The 20189-nt window shown below is 57.7% G+C and carries 16 protein-coding genes; 14 read left to right on the forward strand and 2 right to left on the reverse strand.

Features of this window, described 5'->3' with window-relative positions; genetic code table 11:
* The first annotated feature begins 356 nt into the window (after positions 1-356).
* A complete protein-coding gene (locus ACN085_RS09500) occupies positions 357-1688 on the forward strand; it encodes a M16 family metallopeptidase (RefSeq protein WP_419105154.1) in 1332 nt (443 codons plus the stop codon).
* An 82-nt stretch (positions 1689-1770) separates the two neighbouring features.
* On the opposite strand, the gene ACN085_RS09505 is transcribed toward ACN085_RS09500, so the two are convergent.
* Positions 1771-3726 (reverse strand): acyltransferase family protein, encoded by a 1956-nt coding sequence (locus ACN085_RS09505; protein WP_419111383.1) that lies wholly within the window; start codon positions 3724-3726, stop codon positions 1771-1773.
* Between the two features lie 335 nt (positions 3727-4061).
* Between ACN085_RS09505 and dapB the strand changes: the two genes are divergently transcribed.
* From dapB to ACN085_RS09560, 11 genes are all read left to right on the forward strand, one after another.
* Entirely contained in the window at positions 4062-4817 is a 756-nt protein-coding gene (dapB, locus tag ACN085_RS09510; RefSeq protein ID WP_419111384.1) for a 4-hydroxy-tetrahydrodipicolinate reductase, read from the forward strand.
* A 4-nt stretch (positions 4818-4821) separates the two neighbouring features.
* On the forward strand, positions 4822-5427 hold the full coding sequence (locus ACN085_RS09515) for a hypothetical protein (RefSeq protein ID WP_419105151.1): 606 nt from the start codon (positions 4822-4824) through the stop codon (positions 5425-5427).
* 73 nt (positions 5428-5500) lie between these two features.
* Positions 5501-6433, forward strand: a complete 933-nt coding sequence (dapA, locus tag ACN085_RS09520; protein WP_419100179.1) for a 4-hydroxy-tetrahydrodipicolinate synthase — start codon at positions 5501-5503, stop codon at positions 6431-6433.
* A gap of 103 nt (positions 6434-6536) precedes the next feature.
* Positions 6537-8252 (forward strand): ribonuclease J, encoded by a 1716-nt coding sequence (locus tag ACN085_RS09525; protein ID WP_419100178.1) that lies wholly within the window; start codon positions 6537-6539, stop codon positions 8250-8252.
* A 213-nt stretch (positions 8253-8465) separates the two neighbouring features.
* On the forward strand, positions 8466-11690 hold the full coding sequence (locus ACN085_RS09530; protein WP_419111385.1) for a DNA translocase FtsK 4TM domain-containing protein: 3225 nt from the start codon (positions 8466-8468) through the stop codon (positions 11688-11690).
* A gap of 41 nt (positions 11691-11731) precedes the next feature.
* On the forward strand, positions 11732-12337 hold the full coding sequence (gene pgsA, locus ACN085_RS09535) for a CDP-diacylglycerol--glycerol-3-phosphate 3-phosphatidyltransferase (protein ID WP_419100176.1): 606 nt from the start codon (positions 11732-11734) through the stop codon (positions 12335-12337).
* Between the two features lie 9 nt (positions 12338-12346).
* A complete protein-coding gene (locus ACN085_RS09540) occupies positions 12347-12850 on the forward strand; it encodes a CinA family protein (protein WP_419111386.1) in 504 nt (167 codons plus the stop codon).
* A 246-nt stretch (positions 12851-13096) separates the two neighbouring features.
* Positions 13097-13546 (forward strand): helix-turn-helix domain-containing protein, encoded by a 450-nt coding sequence (locus tag ACN085_RS09545; protein WP_419100175.1) that lies wholly within the window; start codon positions 13097-13099, stop codon positions 13544-13546.
* Positions 13547-13628: 82 nt separating this feature from the next.
* The gene (locus ACN085_RS09550) at positions 13629-13850 is read left to right on the forward strand and encodes a DUF3046 domain-containing protein (RefSeq protein ID WP_419111387.1); all 222 of its coding nucleotides are present in this window, start codon (positions 13629-13631) and stop codon (positions 13848-13850) included.
* A gap of 231 nt (positions 13851-14081) precedes the next feature.
* Positions 14082-15188: a recombinase RecA gene (gene recA, locus ACN085_RS09555; RefSeq protein ID WP_419105148.1), complete on the forward strand. Its 1107-nt coding sequence runs from the start codon at positions 14082-14084 to the stop codon at positions 15186-15188.
* A 125-nt stretch (positions 15189-15313) separates the two neighbouring features.
* The gene (locus ACN085_RS09560) at positions 15314-16309 is read left to right on the forward strand and encodes a regulatory protein RecX (RefSeq protein WP_419111388.1); all 996 of its coding nucleotides are present in this window, start codon (positions 15314-15316) and stop codon (positions 16307-16309) included.
* Between the two features lie 143 nt (positions 16310-16452).
* Here the strand turns inward: ACN085_RS09560 and ACN085_RS09565 are convergent, their stop codons facing one another.
* Positions 16453-17592: a hypothetical protein gene (locus ACN085_RS09565; RefSeq protein ID WP_419111389.1), complete on the reverse strand. Its 1140-nt coding sequence runs from the start codon at positions 17590-17592 to the stop codon at positions 16453-16455.
* Positions 17593-17627: 35 nt separating this feature from the next.
* On the opposite strand from ACN085_RS09565, the gene miaB reads away from it, so the two are divergent.
* Positions 17628-19148, forward strand: a complete 1521-nt coding sequence (gene miaB, locus ACN085_RS09570; protein WP_419100170.1) for a tRNA (N6-isopentenyl adenosine(37)-C2)-methylthiotransferase MiaB — start codon at positions 17628-17630, stop codon at positions 19146-19148.
* Positions 19145-20134, forward strand: a complete 990-nt coding sequence (gene miaA / locus ACN085_RS09575; protein WP_419105145.1) for a tRNA (adenosine(37)-N6)-dimethylallyltransferase MiaA — start codon at positions 19145-19147, stop codon at positions 20132-20134. The genes miaB and miaA overlap by 4 nt, the downstream gene beginning before the upstream one ends.
* Positions 20135-20189: the final 55 nt, after the last annotated feature.

The raw sequence follows: 20189 nt of genomic DNA on the forward strand, positions 1-20189 counted from the left end.
CGCTAAAGAATAAAGAGGGAAACTCATCACTCGATGAGTTTCCCTCTTTATAAGTCAAAGGGGTTGAAACCTTGCAATCGCGGAGATTCGCCCTGCCAGCAAAACCTTGACTCATCACATGCTGTTTGAACAAGTATGCCTTGTCAGGGGCTTGCTTTATCTTCCTTTAGGGGCTGACTTCAGGTTCCTAGGGCTTGGGTAGGGCCTTAGTCAGTAGTTCTGCGAATATACCTTGCCATATTACTATCCTTGATGACTGCCCGTGTGTACCTAGCCCGTCAAGTCACAGCACTAGGTTTTGTGTTTGCTCCGGTAAGGTATATGCCTGGATATGTCTGATCTATAGAAAGCGCACTATGCCCATAGAACTACCCATCACCCTGGCGGATCTCGCCGGTGAGCTTGATTATCTGAATGGTCGTCTGATCTATGTGGGGGAAGGCGGTAACGAGGTTCGCCGTAGCGTCTTACCCGGTGGCGTTCGCGTGATTACTGAACGTATGCCCTCCCAGCGCAGTATTTCTCTTGGCTTTTGGGTGGGCGTTGGCTCCCGCGATGAACAGCCCGGCATGCTGGGTTCTACGCACTTCTTAGAACACCTTCTGTTCAAGGGTACCCCCAGTCGTACAGCATTAGATATAGCCCATGCCTTTGACCGCGTAGGTGGTGAGTCCAATGCGCTGACCGCTAAAGAACACACCTGCTACTATGCGCGTGTGCTCGATGACGACACCGCTATGGCAATCGACCTTATCGCTGATATGGTGACTGGCGCGGTACTGGACCCTGAGCTCTTGGAACAGGAGCGCGGTGTCATCCTGGAAGAAATCGCTATGGACCAAGATGACCCCACCGACGTTGCTTTTGAATCCTTTATTGAACAGCTCATGGGGCAGAACCCTCTGGGGCGGCCTATCGGTGGTACCCCTCAGGAGATTACAGAAGTAGCCCGCGATAAGGTCTGGGAACACTACAAGAAGTTCTACACCCCGGACAGGCTGGTTATTTCTGCAGCGGGTAGCCTAAACCACTCACATATCGTTCAGCTAGTTCTCGAATCACTGGATAACCGGGGCTGGGACCTCACCGAGGGGAAGGCCCCTGCACCTCGCCGGTCCCGCCAGCAGGCAGTTATTGTTCCGGGCGCTCGGGAGCGGACCCTGGATAAAGGGTTCGAGCAAACCAACATTGTGATGGGTTGCCCCGGCCTGGTAGCTGGCGATGACCGCCGGTATGTGATGAGCGTGCTCAATAGCGCCCTGGGTGGTGGAATGTCCTCCCGCCTTTTCCAGGAAATCCGCGAAAAACGTGGCCTTGCCTACTCCACTTTCTCCTTTAGCGGCTCCTACTCCGATGCGGGCTACTTCGGCATGTACGCCGGGTGCCTACCGGCTAAGACCCAGCAGGTAGGTGAGCTCATGCGCTCAACCTTTGATGAATTGGTCCGTGACGGGCTCACCCAGGACGAGCTGGATAAGGTGCTCGGGCAGCTGGGTGGCGGAACCATTCTGGGGAGCGAAGACGCGGGGTCCCGGATGAGTCGTCTGGGGCGTGCAGAACTGGATTCAGGCCAATTCCGGAGCCTTGACGAGCTCCTAGAGGGGATCCGATCTGTTACCCTCGAAGAGGTTCAAGAGCTTGCGGCTTTCCTATCCAAGCAGGAATGGGTCACTACCATTGTGAAATAGCAAATGGTCAAAGCCCCTCCCTGATAACAGGGGGAGGGGCTTTAGCTTTACCCGCAATGTCAGGGTGATGGACGGCAGAGGACTAGGGCCGGTTGGCGGCAACCGCTTGCGCTACCGCCGCTTTAACAGTTGAGGCGTAGACCGTAAGGCCCTGTCCCTGGGGGTGTACGCCATCAGAGACAAGGTACTCCGGGTGGCCGCTTGCTGCGGCCTGCCAGTCAGCAATAAAGACGGTGCCGGGGTTCTTCTGCGCAAATTCACGGATGACCTTGTTGGAGGGCTCTATCCAGGTGAGGTTTGCTGGCCCCAGACCTGTTACCAGCACAATCTTTCGCTGGTCATCGGGTGAAACGGTAGCTTTGAGTGTTTCCAGTTGCTCCAGTGTGAATGTTGAGTTAGCGGTCACAGAAAGAACCAGTACCTGACCTGTCTGGCTGTCCTTGGTCATTTGCTCGATGAGAGGTAGGGCCGCTGAACTGGTGCGGGAGACCTCGGCATTAACCCTTGCAAGTGGCATTGCCTGCCCGAGCGCAGCCGCAGAAGCCAAGGTGACTGAGTCCCCAACGATGGTGACGCTTTGGCCCTCAGCAGTAGCCGGTAGAAGATCTGCAGTCGCGCTGGGGGAGGGGCTGGGGGTGTGGCTTTCTTCGCTGGTCTCAGCTACTTGGGTTTCTGCGGCTTCGGGCGCCCGTGATGGGTTCTCTGACTCGGTGTAGTTTTCCCCTGCTGCGACGACAGCCTGGGCCTCGGTCATAGTTGGCGCTGTGCGAACTGCAAAAACCGTGCAAATGAGCACAACCGCAGTGAGCGCCGCTGAAGCCAGCGGCAGGGTTCTCTGGCCGGGAACGAACATAGCGGAAAGCCAGGCTGTAATTGCACCGCGGAAACCCAGTTTACGAACCGGCTGTTCAATATAAATGTAGGACAGTCCCGCAATCACCAGCGTTAGCATAAGAACTCCGCCGTTTACCCAGGGGGAGCGTGCGGCACCGAAGGTGTAGTGGGCGAGGACCATGAGCGGCCAGTGCCACAGGTAGATGCCGTAGGAACGCTGACCTACCCACACGAGGGGGTAGAGCGAAAGTAAGCCTCTAAAGAGGTTGCTGGTGCCACCGCGCACATCGGGTAGAAGCGCCTGAATCATGCCAAGACCTAATAGAGACCCTGCCAGTAGGCCCCAGGGGATGAGCAGGCTTGGGCGCTGATCGGTCAGAGCCAGGGCCAGGGGGAAGACCAGCCCCAGGCAAGCCCATCCGATGAGCTGGCGGATCCAGCCCCAGATTCCGTTGCCGTAGCCCACATGGTCATAAAGGCGGGGGTCAACCGGCGGGTACATAGACCAGGGCACCAACATGGCCAGAAGAACGCCGAGCATCAGCCCGTAGAGGTGGGTGTCCGTACCGTAGTAGAGGCGGGTTGTGGAGGCACCGATGAAAGTGAGAACCAGTGCTGTGAGTAATGAGAGCACACCTAAAATTGCCGGAACCAGTGCCCGCTGCCACCATTTGGCGGTGAACATGAAGACGAAGACCATAATGACCGGCCAGAAGAAGTAGAACTGCTCTTCAAGAGCCAGCGACCAGAAGTTGGTCATCAGCTCAGGTGAGGTCTGCACAAAGTAGTCGTTACCGGCACCGATCAATAGCCAGTTAGATGAGTAGGTAAAAGCGCCCAGAATCTGGCGGCCTAGCCCGACTTGAGCGTCCCCTCCCACGAGTAGTGCCAGCGCGCCCACAACCAGGCTGAGCCAAGCAAAAGCCGGGACAAGGCGGCGTAAGCGACGGATCCAGAAGGAGACAATATCCATTTTTCCGGTGTAGGCGCCTTCGCGCAGTAGGAGCGCGGTAATCAGGTAGCCGGAAATGACGAAGAAGATATCGACACCGATCATTCCACCGGGTAGGTGCTGGGGCCAGAAATGGTAGATAACCACCAGCAGGACGGCGAGCGCACGGATACCGTCCAACCCGCGCAGGACAAAATGACCCTGGCCTTCGGGTGGGTGAACATCGGAGTAAAAAACGTGGTCGTCTTTCATGGGTCCTTAGGGGGTCATAGTCAGCTGTGCTAGGGCACCCTATCTAGTGTAAGAGCTAGGTGGGGTTTTGACGCTATAGCCGGAGAGGTGTTGGTCGTTTCTGTGCCTGGTGGCTTGAGTATGTTAGGCAATAGCAGCTGGCAGCTTGCGGTATTTTCTACCTGTCCTGGTTGCGGTGAATACGCTGGGTTTGCCCAGGTTGGGGTGCGTAGCCTGGTCCTGTTGGCTAGAGTAGTGATGTGACTCGTTAGCGTATGGCCTGCCATCACCACGCGTCATATGCGGGTAGTGTCTGGCTTACCCGTACTGTTTACTAGCTATTACGAGGGAAACACATGAGCAAGGTATGGAAAGTCGCTGTGGTGGGAGCCGCAGGTCGCATGGGGGCTGAGGCTGTTAAGGCGGTGAACACCGCTGCGGATATGGATCTGGTTGCTGCCCTGGGCCGAGATGATTCCCTGGATCTCATCCTTGAGCACGGCGCTGAAGTCATGATTGACCTGACTGTTCCTGCCGCTACCGAGACTAATGTTCGTTTCGCAGTGGAGCACGGTATCCATGCTGTTGTGGGTACTACCGGCTGGACCGAGGGGCGTCTGGCCTCCCTTGAGGCTCTGCTAGCTGAGCACCCGCAGGTTGGTGTGCTTATCGCCCCCAACTTTGCTATCGGCTCGATTCTTGCAACAGAGTTTGCAGCTAAAGCGGCTAAGTACTTTGAGTCCGTTGAGGTCATCGAGATGCACCACCCCAATAAGGTTGATGCCCCCTCCGGTACTGCCGTCCATACCGCCAAGAAAATTGCTGAGGCTCGCAGAGCCGCCGGTGTGGGCCAGTCACCCGACGCCACAGAAACCGATGAGGGCGGCTCACGCGGTGCCCGTGTAGAGGGCGTTAACGTCCACGCTGTGCGTCTGCGCGGTCTGACTGCACACCAGGAAATCTTGCTGGGTGATCCTGGCCAGCAGCTGGTGATCCGCCACGATTCTTTTGAGCGCACCAGCTTTATGCCCGGTGTCCTTCTGGGTGTTCGGCAGGTTGCCTCCCACCCCGGTCTGGCCCTTGGGCTAGACCGCTACATGGATCTGACCTAACCCGATGGGTTCACTGCGCTTATTTACGGCCGGAGCCATCGTCCTAGCAGTTCTGACCCTTATGGTTCTGCCTCTGCCTTTGGGAACTCGGCTCTTCTTGTTAGCTGTCGGTGTTTTCTGCGCGGTTTTTATTGCGGTGGACGCCGGTGGTCGGGGAAGAATCTTTGCCTCACTGGTGACAGTGGCTCTGAGCCTCTACCTTGCCCTGACCGCCCAGCGCGGGGTGCTCCTTATGCAGGGCGCGGGGCCGGTGGGTATGGCCTTAGGGCTAGCCCTGATCGTTCTGCCTGTCTTGGGGGCTTGGGCTATGGTTCGTGAAATTGTCTTTGGGGCCCGCACCCAGCAACTTGCCTCGCTTATGGCTGCTGAGGGAAAGCTCCCGGAAGATAACCTGCCGCGAACCGACTCAGGTCGCATAGAACGCGCCGCCGCCGATGCCCAGTTCGCTGATTACGCTCAGGCCGTTGAGAATTACCCGCAGGACTGGTCACACTGGTTCAATCTATCGCTGGCTTACGATGCTGCCGGTGACCGTAAACGAGCCCGTAAGGCTATGCGAGCCGCTATTAGCCTCTACCGTGGCGGGTCAGTAGCCAGTATCTCTGTCTAAAAGTTTGCTTGGCTACTTCAGCAATAAGTAAACTCACCCTCCCGTAACCCCAGAATAAGGTAACCTTATTAGTATGTCTGAGACTTCACCGCACACAGTAAAAGCCACCGAGCCCGTCTTTGGGCGACTCCTGACCGCTATGGTCACCCCCTTTACCGCAAACGGCGAAATTGACGAAGCCGCTACCGCTGGGCTTGCTCAAAACCTGGTTGACCGTGGCCACGACGGCCTGATTGTGTGCGGCACAACCGGCGAATATTCCACCATGACCGATGAGGAAAACGAACGCGTTTTCCGCATCGTCAAAGAGGCCGTGGGGGACCGCGCCAAGATTGTTGCTGGTGTTGGTTCTAACGACACCGCCCACACCCTGCACCTAGCCTCCCGCGCTGAGGCCGTAGGCGTAGATGGCCTACTGGTTGTTACCCCCTACTACAACAAGCCCACTCAGACCGGCCTTGAAGCCCACTTCCGCACCCTGGCGGACGCGGTTAAAACCCCCGTCATGCTCTACGACATTCCCGGTCGAGCGGGTATCGCAATTAGCCCCGAGGTTTACCGTGCCCTGGCCAGCCACGAGAATATCGTTGCGGTCAAGGATGCCAAGGCTGATTTCACCGCTGCTACCGAGGTCATGGAAACCACTGACCTGCAATACTACTCAGGTGATGACGGGCTGACCCTGCCCTGGATTGCTATGGGCGCTGTGGGCCTGGTTGGTGTCACCAGCCACCTAGCCCCCGAACTCTTCCGCAAGCTCATTGACTCCGCCCTTGCCGGGGATCTAGCAACCGCCCAGCAGATCCACCTTGACCTTGCCCCCATCGTGCGTGCGGCCATGAGTCGCGTACCCGGGTGCGTTGCCGCCAAACAGATTCTGCAGTGGCAGGGCCTGCTTGAAACCAAGACCGTGCGCCTACCCCATGCGGTAGCCACTGAAGCCGAAGCGGCGCTCATGCGAGCAGACCTTGAAGGTTCCGTTATCGCTTCCTCCCTCCTTAAGTAAAGACCTATTGCGGGGTCCGGCGGGTTCACCCAAAATCATGCGATTTTGAGGTGGCCCGCTTTGCCCGTATTGAGAAAAAATAAATCGACAGATAAGAGAACACATGCAAACAGTAACCAGTCCGCACCTTCCCCCCAAACTCAGGAAAGACACCCTCCGCGTTGTCCCCCTGGGTGGCCTGGGCGAAGTTGGCCGCAACATGACCGTCTACGAGATCAACGGCAAACTGCTCATCGTTGACTGTGGCGTGCTCTTCCCCGAAGAGTCTCAGCCCGGCGTTGACCTGATTCTTCCTGACCTGAACTACATCAAAGACCGACTGGACGATGTTGTAGCACTCGTGCTGACCCACGGCCACGAAGACCACATCGGCGCTGTTCCCTATCTCCTGCGTCGCCGCCCAGATATTCCCTTGGTTGGCTCACAGCTGACCCTGGCACTGGTTGAAGCTAAGCTACAGGAACACCGCATCAAGCCCTACACCATGGAAGTCCTTGAAGGCCAGGTTGAGCGCTTTGGCCCCTTCGAATGTGAATTTGTGGCGGTTAACCATTCCATTCCCGACGCCCTGGCTGTCTTTATCCGTACCCAGGCAGGTAAGGCCCTGCACACCGGTGACTTCAAGATGGATCAGCTACCCCTCGACGGACGCCTGACCGACCTGCGCCACTTTGCCCGCCTGGGCGAAGAAGGCATTGACCTCTTCCTACCGGACTCCACTAACGCTGAGGTCCCCGGCTTCACCCCCACCGAGAAGAACATCGGGCCCGTTATCTCTAACGTCATGCGCGATGCCAAGAAGCGCGTTATCGTTGCCTCCTTCTCCTCGCATGTCCACCGTGTACAGCAGGTGCTGGATGCCGCGGCAGAACGCGGCCGCAAGGTGGTCCTAGTGGGCCGCTCCATGGTCCGCAATATGACCATCGCCGAGAAGCTGGGCTACCTCAAGGTGCCAGATGGTCTGCTCGTTGACCTTAAAAAGGTTGATGACTACCGCCCCGACCAGATTGTTATGATGTGCACCGGTTCCCAGGGCGAACCCATGGCAGCCCTGTCCCGTATGGCAAACGGAGACCACAAGGTTCAGGTTGAGCAGGGTGACACCATCATCTTGGCATCCTCACTGATTCCCGGCAACGAAACCTCTGTTTACCGCGTGATTAACGGCCTGATGAAGCTGGGAGCCAATGTGGTCCACAAGGGCAATGCTAAGGTCCACGTATCGGGTCACGCCGCAGCGGGCGAACTGCTCTACTGCTACAACATTCTGAAGCCCAAGAACGTCATGCCCGTTCACGGTGAAGTTCGCCACCTGCTTGCCAGCGGTAACCTGGCCGTGGAAACCGGCATCAAGACCGACCGCGTTCTCATCTGTGATTCGGGTACCGTTGTTGACCTCAAGGACGGCATGGCCGAAATCGTCGGACAGGTCCCCTGTGAATACGTCTACGTTGATGGTAAGTCAGTAGGCCATGTGACCGAAGACGACCTCAAAGACCGCCGCGTCCTGGGAGAAGAAGGCTTCGTGTCGATTGTGACCGTGATTGACCGTGCCACCAAGCGTGTTGTGACCGGCCCCGATATTCACGCCCGCGGTATCGCAGAAGACGACTCGGTCTTTGACGACATCACCCCCAAAATTACTGCGGCCCTGGAAGATGCCCTGCACCGGGCACCCGAACGGGTTCACACCGCCCACCAGCTGCAGCAGATTGTCCGCCGCACAGTGGGGGCCTGGGTTGCGCGCCGCCTGCGCCGTAAGCCCATGATTGTTCCTGTGGTCATCGAAACCCACACCGCTGAGGCCGATAACAGCTAAAGCATCTGCCCGCCTCGGTTATACCCAGGGCAGGCAGGGCGGGGGAGTGGCTCAGCCCAATGCTGAGAAGCTACCCTCACGATGACTCTGCCACCGGCTTTACCCCTGCACGGGGGAGCCGGTGGCTGTAGTCTGTTAAGAACTACGGTCGCCCACCACCCGGTGCCAGCGACCGTCTGAACTGCACACCGTCACCGACTTGTATTGAGAAGAATGGCTCCGCGAAAGTCTGCATCGAGTAAATCAGCTCCCCGCTCCACCGGGAGTGGCTCAAGGGCGTCCTCACGGCGTTCAACCTCAGCCAAAGGCCGAGGGAAAAAGGGTGCCCCCGCACCGGCTCAGGAAAGCAATATCTTCATTCGAGCTATTGTGGGTGCCTGGCAAGCTCTTGCCTTCATCATCGGTGGTGCTATCCGCCGTATGGGTGCCCTGCGCACCGATATCGAACTTCACGAACGCCGCGATGGGGGAGCTCTCTTTATCCTGGCTATCGGTCTGCTGACTGCCGGTGTGGAATGGTGGGGCTGGCGTGTTGATACCGCAGCTTCCCTCTCCTGGTACGAGTGGCCTCTGCACCTGTGGCACATCATTGTGGGCGGGCTCTTTGGTCAAGGCTCACTGCTCATACCCATTCTCTGCCTCATTTTTGCTATCCGTATTTTCCGTCATCCCCTGGAGGTTAGGGAAAATAACCGGATCGCTATCGGGTTTACTATCATGACGGTTTCGGCTTCAATGATGGGAGCCAAGGTAGCTGGTTACCCCACTTTTTCCAATAACTTTGATGACTTCTGGGGTGGCGGTGGAACCATTGGTGTTCTCATCGGTACGCCCGCTAGCCGTATTGTAGGTGGCATTTCTGTGCTGGAATGGCTGGTCATTGCACTGGTCTTCTGCGCCGGTGTACTGGTTGCTACTGATACGCCCCTGCGTCAGGTTTGGCCGAAGCTTGTTTTCATTTTCAGTGTGCTCCTGGGGGAGAAACCCAACGGCTCTATCCGCGATGCAGGCCGTCCATCTCGCGCTCGTGCTCAGGATGAAGTCGAGACGCGGGTGCTTGATGAGGAGCATGACCGCTCCTACCTGTACGAAGAGGTTGCTGATACTCCTAGTCCTGCACGCCGTGGTGGGCTGCTGGGCTGGCTAGGTTTTGGGGCGCGGCCCGACACCGACCCCAGGCTTGACCGTTACGAGGGCGATGAGGCCTACCAGAGCGCCCTTCTTTCTGAGCCTGAAACCGATACCACTCCCGTAGGGCGTGTCACCGCCACCGGTGGTCGCCCTGTCAGCGCTCACCCACAAGAAGCCTTTGATGTTGAGGCACCCCGCAAGCAGACTCGGAAAGAAAAGCGGGCAGCTGCTAAGGCCGCTAAAAAGCAGGGCCAGCTCTTTGACCAGGGCGCCTGGGCCGATGACGGTTATCGTACCTCCGATGCACCTGCCCAGCGGCTGGACCAGGCTCAGCGGGCGGCCGCTGAATACGGCCGTCTGCCTGAACCTGAGGTAGAAGCAGAACTTCCCAAGACTCTTGAAGCCTGGGAAGAACCTGTCGATGAGGCACCGGTTGCCCTGGAAGCCCCGACCCCTCAGAAGCCCGTAGCGCCTCGTGCGCCTTCTGTGCCTCGACCTTCTGCTAGGCCTACCGCTGCGGGTTCTGCAACCGGCTCTGCCCTCGGTGCCGCCCTGACTGGAGCCGCAGCCAAGGGTTCAGCACCTGCTAAGCCTGCGGACACCCCAGCGCCCCGCCTTGAACGGCCCGCCGCTAAAATTCAGAACCACACCGTTGCAGAGACAACCGAACAGCCCCGTGGGGAACTGGTTGTGGAGTCCTCAACCGGTACCTACGCCCTGCCTACCGAGAGCATGCTCGAAGCAGGCCCCCCCGCTAAGGAAAAGTCCGAAGCCAATGAGCAGGTCGTTGAGGCCCTGACCAACGTGCTGGATCAGTTCAAGGTCGATGCCGAAGTCACCGGCTTCTCCCGTGGACCCACGGTCACCCGCTACGAGATTGAGCTGGGCTCTGGTACCAAGGTGGAACGCGTTACCGCTCTGTCCAAGAACATTGCCTACGCGGTAGCTTCGGACGATGTGCGTATCCTGTCGCCCATTCCCGGCAAGAGCGCCATCGGTATTGAGATTCCCAATACCGACCGCGAAATCGTGGTGCTGGGTGATGTCCTGCGTTCGGCTAAGGCTCACGCAACCGAGCACCCCATGGTCATGGGCGTTGGTAAGGACGTTGAAGGTGGCTTCGTCATTGCCAACCTGGCTAAGATGCCGCACATGCTGGTGGCTGGTGCGACCGGTGCCGGTAAGTCCTCCTTCGTGAACTCCATGATTACCTCCATCCTGATGCGCTCCACCCCCGATCAGGTTCGCCTGATTATGGTGGACCCCAAGCGCGTAGAACTTACCGCCTACGAGGGCGTGCCCCACCTGATTACGCCCATCATCACCAACCCCAAGAAGGCCGCCGAGGCCCTTCAGTGGGTTGTGCGTGAGATGGACGCCCGCTACGATGACCTGGCCCACTACGGCTACAAGCACATTGATGATTTCAACAAGGCGGTCAAGGCCGGCAAGATTCAGCCAGATCCCGGTTCTAAGCGCCAGATTAAGGCCTACCCCTACCTGCTGGTCATTGTGGACGAGCTTGCTGACCTCATGCTGGTGGCCCCGCGCGATGTTGAAGAATCTATTGTGCGTATCACCCAGCTAGCTCGTGCCGCCGGTATCCACCTGGTACTGGCAACCCAGCGCCCATCGGTGGACGTTGTGACCGGCCTGATTAAGGCTAACGTGCCTTCGCGTATGGCTTTTGCGACCTCATCGGTGACTGACTCCCGCGTGGTCCTTGATCAGCCCGGTGCCGAGAAACTGATTGGCCAGGGTGATGCCCTCTTCCTGCCCATGGGTGCTTCCAAACCCATGCGTGTTCAGGGTGCCTGGGTGAGCGAGTCCGAAATCCACGAGGTCGTGGAGCACGTTAAGAAGCAGGCTCCCGCCATCTACCGCGAGGACGTCATCGCTGTTGCCCCCTCCAAGAAGATTGATGATGACATTGGAGATGACCTCGATGATCTCTTGCGGGCCGCTGAACTAGTGGTGAACACCCAGTTCGGTTCAACCTCCATGCTGCAGCGTAAGCTCCGTGTAGGGTTTGCTAAGGCTGGCCGCCTCATGGACCTGCTCGAATCCCGCGAGGTCGTTGGCCCCTCCGAGGGGTCCAAGGCCCGTGACGTTCTGGTTCAGCCCGATGACCTGCCCACCGTCCTAGCAAAGATTCGTGGTCAAGAGCCCCCGGTGGAGGCCACTGATGATACCTACGGCAATGACCCAGTTGCTCACATGAACGACGGAGTCCCAGAAGCTGTGGACTACTACGACACCATGGACGAACCCGACAGCGAAGACGCCTGGAACCTGACCGGCAGATAGCCCCTTGATCCCCGGCCCCCGCTCTACTCTAAGGAGAACCGATGTCTGAGCATAACCCCGGTACCGTATCAAACTGGAACATACCCAATGCCCTGACGGCCCTGCGTATTGTTATGGTTCCCCTCTTCGTCTGGGCCCTGCTGGGCGGTGGGGTCTACGGTGCTAGCGATATGGGCCTGCGCTGGTGGGCCGTCGTCATCTTTATCCTGGCTATGATTACCGACTGGCTTGACGGTCACCTGGCCCGCTCGCGGGGGCTGATTACCAGCTTCGGAAAGATTGCCGACCCGATTGCCGATAAGCTTCTGACCGGTGCCGCCTTTGTTGTTCTTTCTATGCTGGGGGAGCTGTGGTGGTGGGTCACCCTGGTCATTCTGGTGCGCGAGTGGGGCATTACCGTGATGCGCCTGTTCATTATCAAGTACGGTGTGATGGCCGCCTCTAAGGGAGGTAAGCTCAAAACCGTTTTGCAGACCCTTGCCCTGGTGCTGATGATCCTGCCTCTGGGCCTTTTGGGTAGCTGGGCACTCTGGCCGGGCTGGCTGCTCATGGCCGCTGTTGTGTTAGTGACTGTAGTTACCGGTATTGATTATGTGCTGAAGGCTATGCGGTTGCGCCGCGACTATTACGCCCAGCAGAGCAAGTAGGTTCCTGTTATGCAAGCTCCTGACGCTCAGTTCCACCTGGAGGAAGCCGCCGCCCAGCTCGTTGCAGTGGCAAGAGAGTCGGGGTGCCTGCTGGCAACCGCTGAGTCTTTGACCGGTGGCATGGTGGGCCAGTTCATCTGTTCGGTGCCCGGTGCTTCTGCCGTCTACCGGGGTGGCGTTATCTCATACGCTACCGAGGTTAAGGCTCAGGTGTTGGGGGTTCCGGTCGGTCTTCTGGCTGAGCGCGGTGCGGTGGATCCCGATGTTGCCCTAGCTATGGCCGCTGGGACGGCCCGGGTTTGCGGTGCCGACTACGGTGTTGCCACAACGGGCGCTGCTGGCCCGGAGCCATGTGACGGTAAGCCTGTTGGCCGGGTCTACCTGGCGGTATACGGTCCCACAGGTAGCTGTGTCGTCGAGAAGAACTACGCCGGGGGGCGGGCTGGGATTCGGGTACAGGCCGCTCACCATGCCCTGCTTTTGCTGGCTGAAGCTATCGTGAATAATTCTTAGCGGGGGGGGCTGAGGATGCTCGCACACTACCTCCTCAAAATTTCCAGGAAATTTTCAGATGAATTTTTCAGCAAACAGGGAATGAAAACACAGAACTGTAGGTTTAGATAGATGTCATAAGAATAAAACGTGAACTTACGTGACTTATTCTCAACTTGAGCTGACGAACACGTAGCAATTACGTTAGGCTGAAGTACACAGCTCCTGATCTACCGGGAGCACGATCACCAGGAGATTGGTATAAAAATGACTAAGCAACCCGTATCCGTGAACGGTGTCGTCCGTTGGAAGGATGTGGGTCAGACCGAGAACACTGTCCCCGCCCAAGACACCGGTAAAGTTATTCTGCTCCGCCACGCAATTGGCGAAGTCCTGCGCGATGTCCGCCAGCGACAGGGGCGAACCCTCCGTGAAGTTTCACACTCTGCGCGAGTCTCCCTTGGCTACCTCAGTGAGGTAGAACGCGGTCAGAAGGAAGCCTCATCTGAGCTTCTTGCCTCTATCTGCCAGGCTCTCAACATCTCACTCTCAGCTATGCTGGGCGAAGTATCCCACCGCATGGCTGTTGAAGAAGGCTTCTCGGTACCCGATACTGTGCCCGCAGAATTCTCCGAGCAGTTCAAGCGTGAATACGGAATCGCGGCTACTTCAAGCCGAGACATTCCTGCCGTTGAACGCCCTCTCCTGACCCGATAAAACGGAGTGAGCGTAGGACAAGGAGCCGGGTCCCTCACAGGGGGAGCCGGCTCCTTCTATCTGCGAGCAGGAAGAGGATAGGATGAAACTTAGTGAATTCTGGGCTGCCATGGACCACGAGTTTGGCCCAGCCTATGCCAAGCATCTGGTGCGGGATTTAGTTCCGGGTGATTTTGGGGACCTGACTGCGGGGCAAGCTCTGGAGGCTGGTGCCGATGTGCGCACCGTCTGGCTCGCGATTTGCCGGGAACAGGACGTCCCCGAAGCACGTAGGCTCGGCCCGGACATACCGTCTGCCCCCTAGCTGGGGAGTTGGGTGTGGCAGGGAGCCCAATAGAAAACTATTCGTACTTAATAGAAAATATGTTCTAGTTTGTGTACTATTGTGTACAGATAACAGTGGTGTGGCGGCGCAGAGAAGAATTATCCACAGGTTTACAAGAATCTGCGGCCTATTCCCTAAAGTGTCAGCCACCCGTATTACCGTGGAGACCAGAAGGAAAACCGGCTCCGCGATAAGAAATGAGGAAGATGTATGGCAGCGAAAACTCGCATGCAGTCCGTAGGTCAGGTTCCGGCTGAAGGCCGCGAAAAGGCACTTGAAGCTGTTCTTGCCCAGATCGATAAGAACTACGGCAAGGGCTCAGTGATGCGCCTGGGTGACAAGGAAGCCACCAAGGTTGAAACTATTTCTACCGGGGCGCTTGCCCTGGACGCCGCCCTGGGTATTGGTGGACTGCCTCGCGGTCGTGTCGTGGAAATCTACGGCCCTGAGTCTTCCGGTAAGACCACGGTTGCCTTGCACGCGGTTGCCAACGTTCAGAAGCAGGGTGGCATTGCCGCCTTCATCGATGCTGAACACGCTCTGGACCCGGTATACGCAGCCAAGTTGGGTGTTGACACCGATGCCCTGTTGGTATCCCAGCCTGATACCGGTGAGCAAGCCCTGGAAATTATGGACATGCTGGTGGGCTCCGGCTCCATCGACATCATTGTGGTTGACTCCGTAGCCGCCCTGGTTCCCCGCGCTGAAATCGAAGGCGAAATGGGTGACTCCCACGTGGGTCTGCAGGCTCGCCTGATGTCCCAGGCTCTGCGTAAGATTACCGGTCGTCTGGCCTCTACCAACACCACCGCTATCTTTATCAACCAGCTTCGCGAGAAGATCGGTGTTTTCTTCGGTTCACCCGAAACCACCACCGGTGGTAAGGCGCTCAAGTTCTATGCGTCGGTGCGTATCGATATCCGCCGTATTGAGACTCTTAAGGACGGCGCTAACCCCATCGGTAACCGCACCCGCGCCAAGGTCGTCAAGAACAAGATGGCTCCGCCCTTTAAGCAAGCCGAATTCGATATTCTCTACGGTGAGGGTATCTCGGTTGAAGGTGGAATCCTTGACCTGGCTGTTGACCACAACGTGGTCAAGAAGTCCGGCGCCTGGTTCACCTACGAGGGTGACCAGCTAGGCCAGGGTAAGGAAAACGTTCGTCGTTTCCTCAAGGATAACCCCGAGCTGACCGAAGAAATTAAGTATAAGACCATGGTCAAGCTCGGCATCATTGAAGCTGAGGAAGAAGAGATGGAAGAGCTAGAACCCAGCACTTCAGTCGATCCTCTGGACGATATCTCCGAGAACTTCTAACCTGACTTTCCCAGGGTAGGCCGCTACCGCCAACTCGGCGGTAGCGGCCTTTCAGCATAGATAGAGCTTGCCCCTAAGCTAGAGAACTTTGTATTCTCTTCCGCAGAAGAAGGCCCCAAGGACCAATGACTGATACAGATTTTCTGAGCCCCGAGGAATACCCGTCCTGGCACCCCGCCGCGCAGGGGCTGAGTGAAGACCGCCCCGGCGATAGTTACCTGTCTGTTATGCAGGGGCAGGGCACTCCCTACACCGGTGGTGGCGCCGTGAATACTGCTGACTCAGCTGACAACACAGCTAGGGCTGTGAATAGGCAGGGCCGGCAAGAAGAGCTAGATAAGTACCGACACCGCCGGAATCCCCAACTGAAAAAGGGCTTCCGTAAGCCACCGGCCCGCTATGCGGCCCGCTCACCCTTTGCCCCTGCAATCGGTGCACACCAGGAGGACGTCCAAGAGAAACGGTCAAGCGGGAAACGGAGTATCCCGCTTTTTAGGGAAGGCTCTAGCCTTAATGAACCGGTGAGCGATGCTGAACTGCTGGTCCAGGGCCTCACACCTATGCCAGGTAGCCGGGGTCGTGGGCAGGCTGAGCCGGAGAGTGAATTTAGCCGTGCCAAGAACATTGTGCTCAACCAGCTAGCGGCGGCACCTAAGTCCCGGGCTATGCTCGAAGGCAAGCTGGCGGAGAAAGAAATTTCGGCAGAGGTCATTGAGGATATTCTGAACCGTTTTGAGGCGGTTAACCTCATCAATGATGCCGAGTTTGCTGAGATGTTTGTGCGCTCGCGGAGCAAGGTTAAAAAGTTGTCGCGGTCAGCTATCCGTAGGGAGCTTAGAGCTAAAGGGATTGAGGGCGAGCAGGCAGAAACTGCTTTAGAGCACAGGACCGAGGAGGATGAGCGGGCTGATGCGCACGAGCTGGTGCGTAAGAAATTGCGGCCCTCTATGAACCTGGCGGACCGCGCGGAACGGGATAGGGTGATGCGCCGCCTGGTGGCCATGTTGGGCCGTAAGGGTTACCCGGCAGGTCTGGCTTTTGGGGTGGTTCGGGAAGAAGTGGAGAATTATGCGCGACAGATGGGGGCAAATACAGAGGGCAGCTTCAACTACTGGGAATAGCTAGGGGAAGAAGGTCTTAGCGCTTGGCCTGAGATAAGCCCCAGGACGAAGAGCAGGAGGGCCGCAACCAAGAGGGCAAAAGATAGGAAGATGAGCATATCTAGCAGTGTTTCAGCCTCTGCTTGGAATCGGTCAAAAACTACTTATGCCAACTGCTCAGCTAGGACTGCCTGAATCGTTAGTACTGCTGAACGCACTGCCGGAGCCTGGTACACGTCGGTGTGGGGGTAGGGGGCAACTAACCGATAAAACTTTTGGGTAGCTAGCTGCCAGTTCTCGTGCCCGGCCAAGGCCGTGCTGACTGGGCCCTTAGGCCATGACGGGAAACCTAGCATCATTTCTGCCACCGGTAGTGCCCAGTGGTGTATGCAACTACCCTCTGCATCAATTGCTCGAACTGCGCGAACCAAGGGAAAAACAGGATTAGCTGATAGGTCGCGGCTATTCCCCGAACCCGTCAGATAATCCCTGCTCGGTAGGAGTAAATTGGCCGGAGAAAAATCCCCCGAAGACAAGACAGCATCGCCTGGCTCTGGGGATATGATGCTCCCTACCTGCTTCTGCCACAGCTCGAACTCCTCAGAATCTAGGGCTACCCCCTTGGCTTTAGCTAGGAGAGCTAGCCCCTTAAAGGCAAGCTGGGGTGAGGGTATCGACCCCGGTGCAGTAGCCTGTGGATCAGCTTCTGCTAAAGCCTCAGCAAAGGATTCTTGGGCTGTAGCCTGCGCCGGGGAGCCAAGAATGTTAGCCCACGTAAAGGCCCAGGCATCCAGTACCTGCAGGGACGTGGTATCCGCTCTGGAGGACAGCAGAAGCTCACCCAAGCTGACGGAAGAAAAACTATCGCTCTTAATGTCTTCAAGAATCAAGAGTCGGCTAGCATCGTCGGCCGCCAACAAACGGGTGTAGAGGCCCGGTACCAGGGCATCCAGTGCACCCAACCCATGCTTCTCCCTCAGATACCCAAAGCCACCAGAATTGCTAGCTGAGTCTTTGCGCCGAAAGTATTTGAGGATGACGCTGGGCACCTCACCCAACCTCGGCAGATCCACCGTGCCGGGGCTAAACCGCACCCTAATAACTACCGAACGCATACCGGCAGAGAGAATCTGGGCATGGGTTGGGCAAGCAGCCAAGGCTTTGCTTGCCTGGTTCAAGAGCCAAGCCAGAAGCTGCAGAAATCGGGGCGAACTAACGTCCTGCTCGGTCACTTGCGGGCAATAACCTGCCGAAGCGCGCTGAGCAAGTGACCAAAAGAATGAGGCGGAAGGCAGAGCTGACATAGTGCCCATTATGGCCTATCGAGTAATCTAGTGGAGTGAGTATTGACGTGAACCCCGAAAAGCCCCAAGCACAGACCAAAACCCGTACCTACGAGGTACGTACTTTTGGTTGCCAAATGAACGTGCACGATTCCGAACGTATGAGCGGTCTGCTCGAAGCCAGCGGCTACCTTCCTGCCACTGAGGGAAGCACCCCCGACCTGGTGGTGTTTAACACCTGCGCTGTCCGCGAGAACGCCGATAACAAGCTCTATGGCAACCTGGGCCAGTTAGCTCCCGTCAAACGCGAAAACGAGGGGATGCAGATTGCGGTGGGCGGTTGCCTAGCGCAGAAAGACCAGGACACCATTCTGAAGAAGGCTCCCTGGGTTGATGTTGTCTTTGGCACCCACAACATTGGCTCCCTGCCCACTCTGCTTGAACGCGCTCGTCACAACCAGGAGGCCCAGGCTGAGCTGCTCGAATCACTTGAGGTTTTCCCCTCCACTCTGCCCACCAAACGCGACCATGTCTACTCCGGCTGGGTTTCAATCTCCGTGGGCTGTAACAACACCTGTACTTTCTGCATCGTCCCCTCCCTGCGCGGTAAAGAGAAAGATCGCCGCCCCGGCGAGATCCTAGCCGAGGTTCAGGCACTGGTCGATGACGGTGCTATTGAAGTTACCCTGCTGGGTCAAAACGTGAACTCCTACGGTGTGGGCTTTGGCGACCGCCAGGCTTTCTCCAAACTCCTGCGTGCCTGCGGTGAGATTGAGGGGCTAGAGCGTGTGCGTTTCACCTCACCTCACCCCGCCATGTTTACCGATGACGTCATCGAGGCGATGGCCGAGACTCCGAACGTCATGCCGGTGCTCCACATGCCCCTTCAGTCGGGTTCCGATAAGGTGCTTAAGGACATGAAACGCTCCTATCGGTCCACCAAGTTCCTGGGGATTTTGGACAAGGTCCGCGAGCGCATCCCCGAGGCCGTGATTACCACCGATATTATTGTGGGCTTCCCCGGCGAGACCGAGCAAGACTTCCAGGAGACTCTGCGCGTGGTAGAGGCGGCCCGGTTCTCTTCTGCCTTTACTTTCCAGTATTCGATTCGCCCCGGTACTCCTGCTGCCACTATGCCTGACCAGGTACCCAAGGCCGTGGTGCAGGAACGCTATGAGCGGCTGACCGCTCTTCAGGACCGGATCGCGGGCCAGGAGAACCGTAAGCAACTGGGTAAGACCGTTGAGCTGATGGTGACCGCTGAATCTGGCCGTAAGGCTGAGCAGACCAACCGGCTTTCTGGTCGTGCCCGCGACCAACGCCTAGTTCATTTTTCCGTACCTGAGGGCTGCCAGCTGCCCCGTCCCGGTGACCTGGTTACCCTGCCTATCACCGAGGCAGGTTCCTTTCACCTGATTTCTGACCCCGCCCCCGAGCAGTATTCGGTGCGCCGTTCACGCGCCGGGGACGCCTGGGACCGGGCTCAGGCCGATTCCTGCGGTACCGGGACTACCCAGGTCCCCGGTTCGCCGGTTTCCTTGGGTTTCCCCACCTTTAAAAAATCAGCGCTCTCATGAACAGGCCCGTTCAGAAAACCAACCTTGGACCCGGTCCGGCAGAACAGGGCGGGCACTGCGACTTCGGCCAGCTACCCGTGATTGCTGTGGTAGGCCCGACCGGTAGCGGTAAGAGTGACCTGGCCATTGAGCTGGCTCTGGAACTAGGCGGGGAGTGCGTCAACGCTGACTCCATGCAGTTCTACCGGGGTATGGATATTGGCACTGCCAAGCTGACAGCAGAAGAGATGCGGGGTGTGCCACACCACCTGCTCGATATCTTGGATGTGACCCAAGAAGCCTCCGTTGCTGTTTTCCAGGGCCAAGCCCGCCAACTCTTTGACCAGATTAGGAGCCGGGGCAAGTACCCAATTCTGGTGGGTGGTTCCGGCCTGTATGTGCGGGCGGCCCTGGACGTATTGGAGTTCCCCGAAACCTGCCCCGCTGTTCGCGCTCGCCTTGAGGCGGAGCTCGTTCAGCAGGGCCCTGGGGCCTTGTTAGCCCGCCTGCGCGAGGTAGACCCTGTCTCAGCTGACCGGGTAAAGGATGACCGCCGCCTGGTGCGGGCACTGGAAGTGTACGAGGTGACGGGCCGCCCCTTCTCCTCCTTCATGCCAAGACGCACCTACTACCAACCGGCTCTCCAAATTGGGCTGAGCGGTGACCGTGCTGAGCTACACCGGCGTCTGCACGATCGGGTGCTCACTATGAGGCAGAAAGGCCTGCTCGAAGAAGTCCAACGGCTCGAAGCCCAGGGCTTACGTCAGGGTAAAACTGCCTCAGCGGCTATTGGCTACCGGGAGTTCCTCAAGGCTTTGGACTCATCACGGGGCCTGCTGCCCGCGGGGCAGGAATACTCGGTGGATTCGGCTCTTGAAGATACCGTAACGGCCACCCGGCAGTTTGCCCGCCGTCAGATTACCTGGTTTAGGGCAGACCCCCGTGTGCACTGGCTGGAATGGTCTGATCCACGCAAACTTGACCTGGCCCTAAGGCACATCTCTTAGGGCAGGCAGGCACTAGACTAAAAGAAGATATAAGGCCCGAGAGCGGCCAAGCCCA

This window comes from Rothia sp. P4278 (assembly GCF_048512945.1).
Taxonomy (GTDB): Bacteria; Actinomycetota; Actinomycetes; order Actinomycetales; family Micrococcaceae; genus Rothia.